General features: G+C 75.2%; 10 protein-coding genes. 5 read left to right on the top strand and 5 right to left on the bottom strand.

From position 1 onward, the window contains the following. Positions 1 to 122: 122 nt before the first annotated feature. The 3 genes from LX15_RS11755 to LX15_RS11745 all read right to left on the bottom strand — a co-directional run bounded on the left by LX15_RS11755 (position 123) and on the right by LX15_RS11745 (position 3,451). Positions 123 to 1,010 carry a glycosyltransferase family 2 protein gene (locus tag LX15_RS11755; RefSeq protein WP_308213453.1) on the bottom strand — a complete coding sequence of 296 codons (888 nt, stop codon included), beginning with the start codon at positions 1,008 to 1,010 and terminating at the stop codon, positions 123 to 125. Between the two features lie 50 nt (positions 1,011 to 1,060). Next, positions 1,061 to 2,191 carry a glycosyltransferase family 4 protein gene (locus LX15_RS11750; protein WP_253669679.1) on the bottom strand — a complete coding sequence of 377 codons (1,131 nt, stop codon included), beginning with the start codon at positions 2,189 to 2,191 and terminating at the stop codon, positions 1,061 to 1,063. 123 nt (positions 2,192 to 2,314) lie between these two features. Next, complete coding sequence (locus tag LX15_RS11745) at positions 2,315 to 3,451, bottom strand: glycosyltransferase family 4 protein (RefSeq protein WP_253669573.1); 1,137 nt, start codon at positions 3,449 to 3,451, stop codon at positions 2,315 to 2,317. 202 nt (positions 3,452 to 3,653) lie between these two features. Here LX15_RS11745 and LX15_RS11740 point away from each other — a divergent pair, with 202 nt between their 5' ends. The 3 genes from LX15_RS11740 (at position 3,654) to LX15_RS11730 (ending at position 8,463) form a co-directional block, all read left to right on the top strand. Further along, positions 3,654 to 4,613: a glycosyltransferase family 2 protein gene (locus tag LX15_RS11740; protein ID WP_253669572.1), complete on the top strand. Its 960-nt coding sequence runs from the start codon at positions 3,654 to 3,656 to the stop codon at positions 4,611 to 4,613. Between the two features lie 246 nt (positions 4,614 to 4,859). Then, on the top strand, positions 4,860 to 7,376 hold the full coding sequence (locus tag LX15_RS11735) for a glycosyltransferase (protein WP_253669678.1): 2,517 nt from the start codon (positions 4,860 to 4,862) through the stop codon (positions 7,374 to 7,376). After that, entirely contained in the window at positions 7,363 to 8,463 is a 1,101-nt protein-coding gene (locus tag LX15_RS11730; protein WP_253669571.1) for a glycosyltransferase family 4 protein, read from the top strand. The genes LX15_RS11735 and LX15_RS11730 overlap by 14 nt, the downstream gene beginning before the upstream one ends. 67 nt (positions 8,464 to 8,530) lie before the next feature. On the opposite strand, the gene rfbD is transcribed toward LX15_RS11730, so the two are convergent. After that, positions 8,531 to 9,451 (bottom strand): dTDP-4-dehydrorhamnose reductase, encoded by a 921-nt coding sequence (gene rfbD / locus LX15_RS11725; protein ID WP_253669570.1) that lies wholly within the window; start codon positions 9,449 to 9,451, stop codon positions 8,531 to 8,533. Between the two features lie 46 nt (positions 9,452 to 9,497). Beyond that, positions 9,498 to 10,496, bottom strand: coding sequence for a dTDP-glucose 4,6-dehydratase (gene rfbB, locus LX15_RS11720; RefSeq protein ID WP_253669569.1), 999 nt, complete (start codon positions 10,494 to 10,496; stop codon positions 9,498 to 9,500). Positions 10,497 to 10,857: 361 nt separating this feature from the next. Here rfbB and LX15_RS11715 point away from each other — a divergent pair, with 361 nt between their 5' ends. Both LX15_RS11715 and LX15_RS11710 read left to right on the top strand, forming a co-directional pair. Next, entirely contained in the window at positions 10,858 to 12,675 is a 1,818-nt protein-coding gene (locus LX15_RS11715) for an LCP family protein (RefSeq protein WP_253669568.1), read from the top strand. A 170-nt stretch (positions 12,676 to 12,845) separates the two neighbouring features. Further along, positions 12,846 to 14,435, top strand: a complete 1,590-nt coding sequence (locus LX15_RS11710; protein WP_372502622.1) for an LCP family protein — start codon at positions 12,846 to 12,848, stop codon at positions 14,433 to 14,435. Positions 14,436 to 14,457: the final 22 nt, after the last annotated feature.

Genomic DNA, 14,457 nt, shown 5'->3' with positions numbered 1-14,457 from the left:
CATCTCTCCCCGGGGATGATGACGTGTCCGACGGGGAGCGGGTGGCCAGCACCAGGGGAAAACGTGGCGAAGGCCACCCTGGCGCGGTCGGGCGCCGGAGCCGCGAGGCGCTCGTGACGCCCTCATCCGCCGCTGGCGCGAACCTCCAGCTTCGCGCGCACCGCGAGCCCGGCCCGCACCGCCAGACGCAGCGGAGCCCACAGCGGGCCGGGGTGCCGGTCGGCGATGAACTGGTAGGCGCTGCGGTGGTGCACCGCGAGCATGCGGGCCGAGGAGTGCCGGGTGGAGTGCCCGCCGATGTGGGTCACCTCGGCGCTGGGCACGTAGACGTTGAGCCACCCCGCCCTGCCCAGCCGGTCCCCGAGGTCGACGTCCTCGAAGTACATGAAGTACCTGGGGTCGAACCCGTCGACGGAGTCGAACGCGGAGCGCCGCAGCAGCAGGCACGACCCGGACAACCAGCCGGCGGTGCGCTCGACGACCTCGGTGTCGGACTGGCGGTAGGCCCGGCTCCAGGGGTTGCCCGGCCACACCTTGCCCAGCACCGCGTGCCCGATCCCCTTGCCCAGCGAGGGAACCAGCCGCGCCGACGGGTACACGGCGCCGTCGGGCTCGCGGACCAGCGGCCCGAACGCGCCGCCACGCCGCCACCGCCCGGTCGCGGCCAGCAACGCGTCCAGCGACCCCGGAGCCCACTCGATGTCCGGGTTGGCCACCACCACCCAGCCGACCTCGCGCGGTAGCTGCGCGACCGCGCGGTTCGCCGCGGTGCCGTAGCCCAGGTTCGCGCCGGTGCGGAACAGCTCGACGCCCTCCCGCTCCGCGGCGCGCTCCGGCGCGCCGTCCACCGAGCCGTTGTCGGCGAGCACGACCCGGAACGGGCGCGTCGTCGCCTTGTCGAGGCTGTCCAGGAAGCGCTCCAGCGCCTCTCCCGGCGAGTAGGTCACTGTCACGACGGCGAGCTGGTCGCCGTACGGCGCGGTGTGGGACACGGTCTGAGGCTGGCTCACGCCGCCACATTCTGCCGCTGGCCGACGCGGCGCACCCGTGCCCGGGGGCGTCAGCGGCCCCGACGGCGCAGGACGTGCGCCCGGTCGTACGCCTCCCGGTGACGCACCGCGCTGGCCGCCCACGAGAACTCCTTCGACCGCCGCTGCGCCGCGCTGGCCAGCGCCGCCCGCCGCGCCGGGTCGTCGAGCAGCTCGCCGAGCGCGGCCGCGATGTCCCCGGCGCCGACGCCGCAGTAGGCCACGGCGTCGCCGCCGACCTCGGGCAGGCTCAGCCGGCGGGTGGTCAGCACGCACGCCCCGCAGGCCATGGCCTCCAGCACCGGCAGGCCGAAGCCCTCGCCAAGGCTGGGATAGGCGACCAGCTCGGCCCCGCCGAGGAACCCGGCCAGCGCCTCGAACGGCAGGTAGCCGGCGCGGATCACCCGGAACCGGTGCGGCACCGCGTCGAGGGCGCGTTCCACCTGGCCGTCCCACCCCGGCTGCCCGGCGAGCACGAGGGCGGGCGCGTCCGCCCTGCCCGCGCAGGCCATGGCGAACCCCCTGATCAGGGCGGGCACGTTCTTCCTCGGCTCCAGCGCGCCGAGGAACGCCACGTACGGGGTGTCCCCCAGCGCCAGGTCGCGGCGGACGGCCGCGACGTCCTCCGGCGTCGGCGGGTGGAACCGCTCGGTGTCCACGCCGTGGTGGGCGACCTGGAGCGCCCTCCGGTCGGCCCCGGCGACGCGCACCAGCTCGTCCGCGGTCGCCCTGCTGGGCACGACGTTGATCTCGGCGCGGCGCAGGGACGCCCTGGTCCACGCCCGGAAGAACCGCGCCTTCACCGACGAGTGCAGCCCCGCGTCGGTGAAGAAGGTCGCGTCGTGCAGCGTGACCACGGAGGCGACCGGGTTGGCCAGCGGGGTGGTGTAGTGCGGTGAGTGCACCACGTCCACGCCCAGCCGGCGGACCAGCCGGGGCAGGGTGGTCTGCTCCCAGGTGAGGCGGGCGGTCCTGGTGGCGACGGCCTCGGCGGCGGGAGCCACCCTGGCCCCCGGGGCGAGCCGGCCGAACAGCTCGGCGTCCCTGGGCTGACAGACGACCGTCAGGCGGGCGCCGTCCGCGTCCAACGCGGCCACCAACGCGTCCACGTAGCGGCCGACACCCCCGCGGTCGGCGGGGATGGCGGTCGCGTCGACGAGCACGTGGGGATCGGCGAGGGGCACCCGGGAAGCCTAAGCCTCGTGGTGACCGCCGAGGTCCCGTTTGGTCGAGTCACACCCCACTTGGCGGCATGACCTCGGCCGCGCCCGGCCCGTCGTCGTCGCTCAGCGCGACCCTCGACGCACGGAGCCGTGCAATTCCAGGTGTATCCGCCAGACGGCCTCGGCGGCGTCCTCCCACCGGTGCCGCGCGGCCCGCCGACGCCCGGCCTCCGCCATCCCGGCCCGTCGGCCCTCGTCGTCGACGACCGCGCGCAGCGCGCGGGCCAGCCCCGCGGCGTCGCCGCGTTTCACCACGACGCCCGCGCCGCCGGCCACCTCGACCAGGGCCGGGGCGTCGGAGTGCACGACGGGCACGCCGGCGGCCATCGCCTCCAGCACGGGCAGCCCGAACCCCTCGGCCATGCTCGGCGCGGCGAGCACCGTCGCCCGGTGCAGCACGACGGCCAGCTCCTCGTCGCTGATCCGGCCGAGCAGGTGGAGGCGCTCCTCCGGCAGGTAGTGCCGCCGGGCCAGCTCCCTGGGCTCGACGCCGCCCCAGCCCGGCGCGCCGGCCAGGACCAGGGGCAGGTCGGGAGCGTCGGAGCGGCCCATCGCCTCGACGAGCGTCTCGACGCCCTTGCGGGGCTCGATGGTGCCCACCGCGAGCACGTACCGGTTCGGGAGGCCGAGCCGGGCGGTGACCCGCGCGACGGTCTCGTCCGACGGCGGCACGGCGAGCACCTCCGGCACGCCCTCGCCCACCACGTGCACCCTGGCCTGGCCGGGCGCGTGCCGGCCCAGCTCGGCCGCGACGGCGGCGGTCGGCACGACCAGGGCGTCGGCCCGGTCCGCCGCCCTGCGGATCACCTTGCGGTGCCAGAGCGCGCCCCGGCGGGTGAGCGTCTCGGGGTGCGTCCACGGCACGGTGTCGTGCACGGTCACGACGAGCCGCCGGCCCCGGCGCCCGGCGGGCGGCGCGAGCGGGGTGGGCGCGTGCACGGCGTCGCCGCCCGGCCACAGCGGCAGCCCCTGCTCCCACGCGGCGACCAGGGCGCGCGGGGGCAGCGGCAGCACCCGTGGTCCCGCGACGCCGGGGATCACGGCGGCGGCGGGGTCGGGGTGCCGGGCGACCACCCCGCCGACCTCCCAGCCGGCCGGCGCCGTCGCGGCCAGCGCCCTGGCCAGTTCCCGGGTGTAGCGTCCGGTCCCGCCCGGCACCGGGGCGAGGAGCTGCTCGGTGATCACGACGAGCTGGGGCACGCCGGTCAGCCTCGCACAGGCCGTGTCCGGCCCGACCGTGCCCGGCCCCGACCCCCGGTGCCCAGCGTCCCCACAGGTGTCCGCAGTGCCCACGTGCTCCCAGGGCCCACGTGCTCACAGCGCCCACGTGCTCGCAGTGCCCGCAGCCGACGGTGCTCCCCACGCGAGGCCCCCGGCCGGGGAGGACCTAGTGTTTGCGGCCGTGGCGGAACAGGCGGAGCGGAACCCGGCGCGCACCACGGTCGTGGTCGTGACGTGGCGGGGCCGCGAGCACGTCGGCGGGTGCCTCGACGCGCTCGCCGCCCAGGACCGTCCACACAGGACGCTCGTGGTGGACAACGCCTCCGACGACGGCACGGCCGACCTGCTCGCCGCGCACCCGAGCCGGCCACGGGTGCTCCGGCTCGGCAGGAACCTCGGCTACGCGGGCGGCCTCGCGGTTGCGCTGTCCCATGTGGACACTCCGTGGGTCGCGTGGCTCAACGACGACGCCGCGCCGGAGCCGGGCTGGCTGGGCGCGTTGGAGGACGCGCTCGACGCCGACCCCCGGGTCGCCGCCGCCGGCTCCCTGCTGCTGCGCGCCGACGGGTCGGTCCAGTCGGCGGGTGTGCGGCTGACCCCCGACGGCCACGGCGCGGACCTCCCGGAGCCCCCGCCCGGCGGCGAGCCCTTCGGCTTCTGTGGCGGGGCGGTGCTGATGCGGGTGGACGCGCTCCGCGCCGTCGGCGGCGTCCCCGCCGACTTCTTCTGCTACTACGAGGACACCGACACGGCGTGGCGGCTGCGTCTGGCGGGGCGGCGGATCGTGACCGTGCCGGCGGCCAGGGTCGGCCACCGCCACGGCGCGAGCACCCACCCCGGCTCGACCCAGTTCCACCTCTGGAACGAGCGCAACCGGCTGCTGACCCTGCTGCGGTGCGCGCCGGCCGAGGTCGCCGCCAGGGAGCTGACGCGCTTCGCCGTGATCACCGCCCTGCTCCCGGCGCGGCGCGCGCTGGGGCGCGAGGTCCCCGACGCGCGGAACTTCCGGGTCTCGCTGCGCCTGCGCGTGCTGGGCGAGGTGCTGGCGCGGCTCCCGGAGACGCTCTCGGCCAGGCGGAGGATCGGCCGGCGTCGCGTCGTCGGCCGTGGCGCGGTCTGGCACCGGTGGGCGGGCCGGTGACCACCGCGTTCGGGGGACCGAACCAGGATCCCCACGCGAAGCGTGTCCGACATCACAACGCCTGGGGCGCCGCCTGACCGCTGTTCGGCCGCCCAACCTTCCGGTACCCGCCCCACCACCCGTCGTGATGAGGCACGCTATGCCCACCGGAGAACCGCCCGCGGGCCCACGCGCGAGACCGCGCCCTGCCGTCGGTTCGAGGGAAAACCGACGTGACGGAAGGAGCCCGAGGTGCCGGAGCAGGGGATGCTGCCCCTGGTGTCCGTGGTGGTGGTCAACTACCGCGGGGCCGACGACACCATCACCTGCCTGCGCGCCCTGCGCTCGGAGGTGGACTACCCGGCCGACCGGCTACAGGTGATCTGCGTCGACAACGCCTCGGGCGACGGGAGCGCGGAGCGCCTGCGCGAGGCCGCGCCCGACGTCGAGCTGGTCGAGGCGCCGGAGAACCTGGGCTTCGCCGGCGGCTGCAACCTGGGCGTGCGGCACGCGCGGGGCGAGGTCGTGGCCTTCCTCAACAACGACGCGCGACCGGACCGCGACTGGGTGCGCGCCGCCGTGGCCGTGCTGCGGGCCGAGCCCACGGTCGGCGCGGTCGCCAGCAAGGTCCTCGACTGGGAGGGCCGGACCGTCGACTTCGTCGACGGCGGCCTGACCTGGTTCGGCATGGGCTACAAGCGGCACGCCGGGCAGCCGGTGGACGCGGTCTCCCCCGACCAGCTCGACGCGCCGAGGGACGTGCTGTTCGGCACCGGCTCGGCGATGTTCGTGCGCGCCGAGCTGTTCCGCGAGCTGGGCGGCTTCGACGAGCGCTACTTCATGTTCTATGAGGACGTCGACCTCGGGTGGCGGCTCAACCTGCGCGGCTGGCGCGTGCGGTACGAGCCGCGCTCGCTGACCTTCCACCGCCACCACGGCTCCATGGGCGGCGTGCACTCGGCGCGCGAGTTCTACCTGCTGGAGCGCAACGCGCTGGCGACCCTCTACAAGAACCTCTCGGACGAGAGCCTGGCGAAGGTGCTGCCGGCGGCCCTCGCGCTGGCCGTGCGCCGTGCGACCGCCAGGGGCGAGCTGGACGCCACCCAGTTGGAGATCACGCGCCGGCCGGCCGACCGGTCCGAGGACGACGCGCCGGTGGCCCTGTCCAGGGACGCGCTGGCCGGGGTGCTGGCCATCGACCAGTTCGTCGAGCTGCTGCCCTCCCTCGCCGAGTCGCGGCGGGTCGAGCAGTCCTCCCGCGTGCGCACCGACGCCGACCTGGTCCCGTTGATGCGCAAGGCGATGGAGCCGGCCTACCCGCTCCCGCGCTACCTCGCCGCGCACGACGTGCTGGTCGAGGCGTTCGGGCTGGAGGAGGTGTTCGGTCGGCCCCGGCGGATCGTCGTGATCACCGGCGACGCGATCGGCGAGCGGATGGCGGGCCCGGCGATCCGGGCGTGGCACATGGCCGACGTGCTCTCCGGCGAGCACGACGTGCGCCTGGTGACGGTCAACCCGCAGTGCGCGCCCCCGCGGTCGGCCTTCCCCGTCGTCCAGAGCCGGCCGAGGGACCTGGGCGAGCACGTCGACTGGGCCGACGTGGTCGTGTTGCAGGGCCACGTGCTGGAGATGGCGCCGAAGCTCAAGGCCGCCGACTCCACCAAGATCGTCGTCTGCGACGTCTACGACCCGATGCACCTGGAGCTGCTGGAGCAGGGCAAGGACGGCGACGACGAGCGGCGGCGGCTCGACCTGCTCGGCGTGACCGACGTGCTCAACGCGCAGCTCCGGCGCGGCGACTTCTTCCTGTGCGCCTCGCGGCGCCAGCGGCACTTCTGGCTGGGCCACCTGGCCGCGTTGGGCCGCCTGACCCCCGCGCTGTACGACACCGACCCCACGGTCCGGTCGTTGCTGGCCGAGGTGCCGTTCGGCCTGCCGGGCAAGGCCCCCGAGCGCACCGGCCCGGCCATCAAGGGCGTGGTGCCGGGCATCGGCGAGGACGACAAGGTCGTGCTGTGGGCGGGCGGGGTCTACAACTGGTTCGACCCGCTCACCCTGGTCCGGGCCGTCGACCGGCTGCGCGGCGCGCACGACGACGTGCGGCTGTTCTTCCTCGGCATGAAGCACCCGAACCCGGACGTGCCGGAGATGGGGGTCGCCGGGCAGACCCGCCGGCTCGCGCAGCGGCTCGGGCTCGTCGGCGAGCACGTCTTCTTCAACGAGACCTGGGTCCCGTACCACGAGCGGCAGAACTGGCTGCTGGACGGCGACTGCGGCGTCACCACGCACTACGAGCACGTGGAGACCGAGTTCGCGTTCCGCACGCGCGTGCTGGACTACCTGTGGGCCGGGTTGCCGATCGTCACCACCGACGGCGACTCGTTCGCCGACCTGGTGCGCGGGGAGCGGCTGGGTGTGGTCGTGCCCGCCGAGGACCCCGAGGCGTTGGCCGACGCCCTGGAGCGGGTCCTCTACGACGAGGAGTTCGCCGCCACCTGCCGGGAGCGGATCGCGCTGGTGCGGGAGCGGTTCACCTGGGAGAACGTGCTGGCTCCCCTGGTGGACTTCTGCCGCAACCCGCGCCCGGCCGCGGACCGGCTGCGGGGCAGCCACGCGCCGCTGGTGCGCCCGGCCCCGTTGGGCGCGGCCGGCCGGCTCAGGAGGGACATCGCGCTGGTCAGGGAGTACCTGGACGCGGGAGGACCGACAGAGGTCGCCAAACGCGCCGCCGGCCGGCTGCGTCGGCTCGCCGCGGAACGGTTGCGGGGCAATGGCTCGCGGTAGGCGACCGGTGCGGGTGCTGCTGGACGGCACCCCGTTGCTCGGGCACCGCACGGGTGTCGGCCGCTACACGGCGGCGCTCGCCGAGGAGCTGGCGAGCATGTCCACAGTGGACGTTCGTGCGGTGGCGTTCACCGTGCGCGGCTGGCGGGCGTTGCGCTCGGTGCTGCCCCACGGGCTGCGCGCGCGGGGCCTCCCCGCCTCCGCCCGCCTGCTGCGGCGGTGCTGGCTGCGCGCGCCCTTCCCCCCGGTCGAGCTGCTCGCCGGCCCGACCGACGTCGTCCACGCGACGAACTTCGTGCTGCCGCCGGCGTTGCGCGCCGGCGGCGTGCTCACCATCCACGACCTGGCGTTCCTGGACCAGCCGGACGAGCTGCCGCCGGTGGAGCGGGACCTGCCCGAGCTGGTGCGGCGCTCGGCCCAGCGGGCGGCCGTGATCTGCACGCCCACCGCCGCCGTCGCACGGGTGGTCGTCGAGCGGCTGGACGTGCCCGAGGACAAGGTCACGGTGACCCCGCTGGGCGTGGACCCGGCGTGGTTCGCCGCGCGCGCCCCCGGCGAGCAGCTCCGCCGCCGGCTCGGCCTGCCCGAGCGGTACCTGCTGTTCGTCGGCGCGGACGGGCCGCGCAAGGGTCTGCCCAACCTGCTGGCGGCGCACCGGGCGCGGCCCGAGCTGCCGCCCCTGGTGCTCGCCGGGCCGAGCGGCGGCCTGCGGGTGTCCCACGGGGACGGCCGGGTCCTGCGGACCGGCTACCTGTCCGACGTGGACCTGCGCGGCGTCGTGGCCGGCGCCGCCACGCTGGTGCTGCCGTCCCGCGACGAGGGCTTCGGGCTGCCGGTCCTGGAGGCGCTGGCGTGCAGCGTGCCGGTGGTGTGCTCGGACGTCCCCGCGCTGCGCGAGGTCGCCGGGGGCCACGCCTGGCACGTGCCGGTCGGCGACGTCGAGGCGCTGGGCCACGCCATGGTCGAGGCGCTGGACTCGCCGAAGGACGCCCCGACGCTGGCGGCCCGCCGGGGCAGGGCCGCCGAGTTCACCTGGCGGCGGTGCGCGGAGACCACCATCGACGCCTACCACCGGGCCGTCTCCTGACCCGGGGTCGTGGTCCGGTCCGGCGGGCCGGGCGTCCGGCCCGCCGGACCACGACCGCGAGGAACTCCTAGGCGGACGTCTCGGCGAAGGCCCCCGACGCGAACGCCGCGGCCAGCGCCTCCCGCCAGGGACGCGGCGGGGTGAGGCCGGCGGCGCGCCATGCCGCGCCGGACAGCACCGAGTACGCGGGGCGCGGGGCCGGCCGGGGGAAGTCCGCCGTGGCGCACGGGCGCACGCGCGACGGGTCCGCGCCCAACTCCTCGAACACGGCGCGGGCGAACCCGCACCAGGTGGTCTCGCCGGCGTTGGTGCAGTGCAGGACCCGCTGCTCCGGGCCGGGCCCGACGGCGACCCTGCGCGCCAGCTCCAACAGGCCGGCGGCGAGGTCGGCCGACCAGGTCGGGCTGCCGCGCTGGTCGTCGACGACGGTCAGCGTCTCCCGCTCGCGCTCCAGGCGGCACATCGTCTTCACGAAGTTCCCGCCGTGCGCGCCGTAGACCCAGGCGGTGCGCACGACCCAGCTCCGGTCCCAGCCGCGCAGCACCTCGCGCTCCCCCGCGAGTTTGCTGCGCCCGTACACCGACTTCGGCCCGGTCGGGTCGTCGGGCTCGTACGGCCGGTCGGCGTCGCCGGGGAACACGTAGTCGGTGGAGACGTGCACCAGCGGGACGCCCTGGGCCGCGCACGCGGCGGCCAGCAGGCGCGGCCCGTCCGCGTTGACCTGGAACGCGCGCTCCACGTCGGACTCGGCCGCGTCGACCGCCGTGTACGCGGAGGCGTTGACCAGGACCGGGCGCAGCCCCGCGTCCCTGGCCGAGGACGCCAGCGCCGCGACCGCGTCGTCGACCGCCTCCCGGTCGGTGACGTCCAGCTCCGCCGAGCCGGGGGCGTGCGTGAAGCCGACCTCCGCCGCGGTGTCGGCCTGGATCGCCAGATCCCGGCCGAGCTGGCCGCGACCGCCGGCCACCAGGAGTGCCAGACCCGTCATCACGTGACCTGCCTACGGGTTGTCGAGCCGAGGGGAGGGGGCGGCGTCAGCGCGCGGCGAGGGCGGCGCGGCGCTTGAGCGGCTCCCACCACTCCCGGTTCTCGCGGTACCACGCCACGGTGCGGGCCAGGCCCTCCTCGAACGGGACGCGCGGCCGGTAGCCCAGCTCCGTGGAGATCTTGGTGATGTCGACCGAGTAGCGGCGGTCGTGCCCCTTGCGGTCGGGCACCTGCTCCACCATGGACCAGTCGGCGCCCATCACCGCCAGCAGCCGCTCGGTCAGCTCCCGGTTGGTCAGCTCGGTGCCGCCGCCGATGTTGTAGACCTCGCCGGGTCGTCCGCCCTCCACGACGAGTTGGATACCCCGGCAGTGGTCGTCCACGTGCAGCCAGTCGCGCACGTTCAGGCCGTCGCCGTACAGCGGCACCGGCCTGCCGTCCATGAGGTTGGTCACGAACAGCGGGATGACCTTCTCCGGGAACTGGTACGGGCCGTAGTTGTTCGAGCACCGCGTGACGCAGACCGGCAGCCCGTGGGTGCGGTGGAAGGCCCGCGCCAGCAGGTCCGAGCTGGCCTTGGACGCCGAGTACGGCGAGTTCGGCTCCAGCGGGTGGTCCTCGGGCCAGGAGCCCTCGTCGATGGAGCCGTAGACCTCGTCCGTGGAGACGTGCACGAACTTGCCCACCCCGGCCTCCAGCGCGGCCTGGAGCAGGGTCTGGGTGCCCAGCACGTTGGTCATCACGAACTCGGTCGCCCCGAGGATGGACCGGTCCACGTGGGACTCCGCCGCGAAGTGCACCACCACGTCGACGCCGGTCATCAGCGTGCGGACCAGCTCGGCGTCGCAGATGTCGCCCCGCACGAACCGCAGCCGGGAGCCGGCCGCGTCGGCGACCGGGGCCAGGTTGGCCTCGTTGCCGGCGTAGGTGAGCTTGTCGAGCACCACGACCTCGGCGTCGGCGAACGCCGGGTAGGCCCCGCCGAGCAGCTCCCGCACGTAGTGCGATCCGATGAATCCGGCACCACCCGTGACCAGGACTCGCATGTCACCCTTCCTCCGCTGCCGAGCGGCCCGGCCCCGGCGCCGCCCTCGGCGCCCCGCTCCGGGCCCACGACGCCGGGGGGACGTCGTGGCACGGCGGACCCGGCCTCCTGCCCACGGGTGATTCCGCCGGTTCGTTCGTGTCGGAACGCGCTCGCGCGGGCAGTCCTCCGGTGCAGTCTGTCACGCCGGGGACAACCCGTACGGCGGGGTTGGCGTCTCCATGTGACGAGAAGCTGCCACGGATCTCACACGGGGTCGTTAGCCTGAACGCACACCGGCCCGGACGCGGAACGACCCGGGCCGGCTTCCGATGTCCTCACGGCGGACATGACGGCGGTCGCCGGTTCTGGGAGGTGCACGCGTGAACGAACGGCCACCGCGGCCGGGGGGAGCCGGTGGTTTCCCCGGCCAGGGAGTTCCGCCGCGCGGTCACCCTCCCCGCCCGACCCCGCCGGCCGGCCCACCGCCAGGCCAGGTTCGCGGCCGCCCGCTCCAGCGCCCGGTCGGCGACCCCGGGACGCCCCGGTCGCGCACGGGGCGGGTCCCGCCCTCGGCTGTCGAGCCGCCGGAGACCAGGGCGCTGCGCGCGCAGGACCAGCGCCCCCCGACGCGGGCCGGGCGCACGAAGGCACTGCCGACCGCCGAGGCCCTGGCGGCGCCGCTCCCCGAGCCCCCGGCCGGCCGTGAGCGCCCCCGGCACGCCGTGCGCGCCGCCCTGGTCGCCGGCAAGACCGCCACGGCCCTCGTCTCGGTCGTGGTGCTGGGCCTCACCGGGTACGCCTGGGCGACCTACCGGGACCTCAGCAGCGGGCTGACCACGACGGACGTGATCACCAGGCGCGAGGGTCCCAAGCCGGCCGACGGCGCCACCGACATCCTGCTCGTCGGCAACGACAGCCGGGTCGACGCGCAGGGCAACCCGCTGCCCAAGGAGGTGCTGGAGGAGCTGCGGGCCGGGGCCAACGAGGGCGAGCTGACCGACTCGCTGATCCTGCTGCGGATCCCGAACGACGGCCGCAGGGCCGTGGCGTTCTCCTTCCCCCGCGACTCCTACGTGCAGATCCCCGGTGGCTACGGCCAGCACAAGATCAACTCCGCCTACGGCAGGGCGAAACGGGACGCCTTCGACCGGCTCACCAGGGAGGGCGTGCCCAAGCAGAAGGCGGAGCAGGACGCGCAGGCCGAGGGCCGCAAGACCACCATCCGCACGATCGAGCAGCTCAGCGGGGTCACGATCGACCACTTCGCCGAGGTCAACCTGCTCGGCTTCTACAAGATCACGCAGGCCGTCGGCGGCGTCGAGGTCTGCCTCAAGCGGCCGACGAAGGACTACAAGTCCGGCGCCGACTTCAAGGCCGGGCCGCAGACCATCTCGGGCGGCGACGCGCTCGCGTTCGTCCGCCAGCGCGAGGACCTGCCGCGCTCCGACCTCGACCGCGTGGTGCGGCAGCAGGTGTTCATGGCCGGCCTCGCCAAGAAGATGCTCTCGGCGGGCGTGCTGACCGACACGAAGAAGCTGTCCGACCTCGTCGACGCGCTGAAGCAGACCGTGGTGCTGGACCAGGGCTGGGACGTGCTCGGCTTCGCCCAGCAGATGCAGGGCATCACCGGGGGCAGCATCAGCTTCGAGACCATTCCGGTCGGCCGGCCCGACCTGCCGACGCCCGCCGACGGCCTCGCGGTGCAGGTCGACCCGGCGCAGGTGAAGGCGGCGGTGGCCAAGGCGATCGGCGCCGACAACGCCGGCAACCCCGACCGGCCCGGCAGCTCCAGCACGTCCCCCTCCGCCGACAACTCGCGGGTCACCGTGGACGTCCGCAACTCCTCCGGCGCGGTGGGCCTCGCCACCCGCGTGCTGGAGTCGTTGGCGGGCAAGGGCTTCACGACGGGGGACGCCACGAACGCCCCGGCGAGGAAGAACTCGGTGGTCCGGCACGCCAAGGGCGACGAGGCCGTGGCGCGGCGCGTGGCCGACGCGCTGGGCGGGCTCGATGTGGAGCCCGACGTCAACCTGCCGGCCAACCGGGTCAGGGTCTTCCTGGGCAGCGACTACGCGGGTCCCGGCGCCAACGGCCTGCTGGGCGACGGCCTGTTGCTCCCGGACGGAGCGCCCCACCAGGCCCCGTCGGCCAACCCGGAGCCGCAGATCACCGCGAACGGGGTCGTCTGCGTCGACTGAGCGCACCCGACAGCGGGCAGCGGTGACGCGGCGCTGGCCCTCACCCGGTCGTCCGATCACGGGTACCCTCGTTCGGTTTACCCTCGTTCAGGGGGAACAACGCCGCGCGCGTGGGCGGCGAGGCGACCCGCGTCCGCGGTGGCGGACGCGGCAGGAGGAGGGGCACGAACGTGGAGGACCGGCCCGCACGGACCGGCTCTGGCGAGGAGCGACCCGAGGGGGAGGCGCGGCCGCCAGCACCCGAGGGGGTCGGGGGTGGCGTCGGGGGTGGCCCCGACGCGGACGACGCGCGCCACCCCGGCCGCGAGGACGACGGGACCGCGCCGGTCGAGGCCGGTTCGCCCCGCGAGCCCGTCGACGCGCCCACCGACGAGTCCGCCGAAGAGTCCGCCGAGGAGTCCGGCCAGGAGTCCGGCGAGCCGGGGGAGGGCGAGCGGGGACGCCCCGGCCGGGCCGGCAGGGTCGCGCTGGTGGCCGGGCGCACCGTGGTGGCGTTGGCGTCCGCGGCGGCGCTGACCGCCTCCGGCCTTGCCTGGTCCACAGTGGACAAACTCAACGACAGGGTGCCCACCACCGACATCCTCGGGGACGTCCCCGTGCTGCCGAGCACGCCGGCCGACGACGGGGCGACGGACATCCTCCTCGTCGGCAGCGACAGCCGCACCGACGCGCAGGGGAACCCGTTGCCGGCCCACGTGCTCCGCAAGCTGCGCACCGAGGGCACCAACACCCTCAACACCGACACGATGATCCTCGTGCGGGTGCCGCACTCCGGCGGGCGGGCGCACGCCGTCTCGATCCCCCGCGACACGTACGTCCCCATCCCGGACCACCGCGAGGACAAGATCAACGCCGCGTACGGGGTGACCAAGGCCCGCGCGGCGCAACGGCTCCGTGAACAGGGCCAGACCGACCCGACGCGGGTCGAGCAGGAGTCCGACCAGGCGGGCCGGCGCGCCCTCGTGCAGACCGTGCAGGAGCTGACCGGCGTGCGGGTCGACCACTACGCCGAGGTCAACCTCTACGGGTTCTACCTGCTCACCGAGGCCCTGGGCGGGGTGGAGGTGTGCCTGAACCACGCCACCAGCGACCCCAACTCCGGCGCCCGGTTCAGGGCGGGCGTCCAGACCGTCTCCGGCGGGGACGCGTTGGCCTTCGTCCGCCAGCGGGACAACCTCCCCCGCGGCGACCTCGACCGGATCGTGCGGCAGCAGGCGTTCCTGGCCTCGGCGGTCAACAAGGTGCTGTCCACCGGCACGCTGACCGACCCGGACCGGTTGTCCGGCCTGCTGGAGGCCGCCCAGCGGTCGGTCGTGCTGGACCAGGGCTGGGACATGCTGGGCTTCGCCCAGCAGATGCAGGGCATCAGCGCCGGCAGCGTCGACTTCGTCACGATCCCGGTGACGCAGGTGGGCGCCCGCAACGACCGGGGTCAGAGCATCATCACCGTCGACGCCGACCAGGTGCGGCGGTTCGTCGCCGACCTCGCGCCGCCGGGGCAGGGCTCCGGGCCGTCGTCCGGCCCGACCTCCGGGCCAACCTCCGCCCCTGCTTCGGGACCGGCTTCGGCCGGCCCGACGTCGGGCGGGACCACCTCGGGCACCCCGGCGAACGGACACCGCGTGGCCGGCGGGACGATGTTCCGGCCGGACGGCGCCGACGCCGGGTCCCCTGGCGGCCAGGTCCGACGCGGCCAGCCCGACGGCGGGGTCACCAACGCGGCCCCGCTCGTCTCGGGCGGCGTGCCGTGCGTGAACTGACCGCGGGGACGAGCCGCCGTCG

The sequence above is a fragment of the Streptoalloteichus tenebrarius genome, assembly GCF_024171885.1.
Classification (GTDB): Bacteria; Actinomycetota; Actinomycetes; order Mycobacteriales; family Pseudonocardiaceae; genus Streptoalloteichus; species Streptoalloteichus tenebrarius.
Note: the sequence above shows the minus strand (reverse complement) of the source record. Positions and strands in the feature narration are given on the sequence as shown.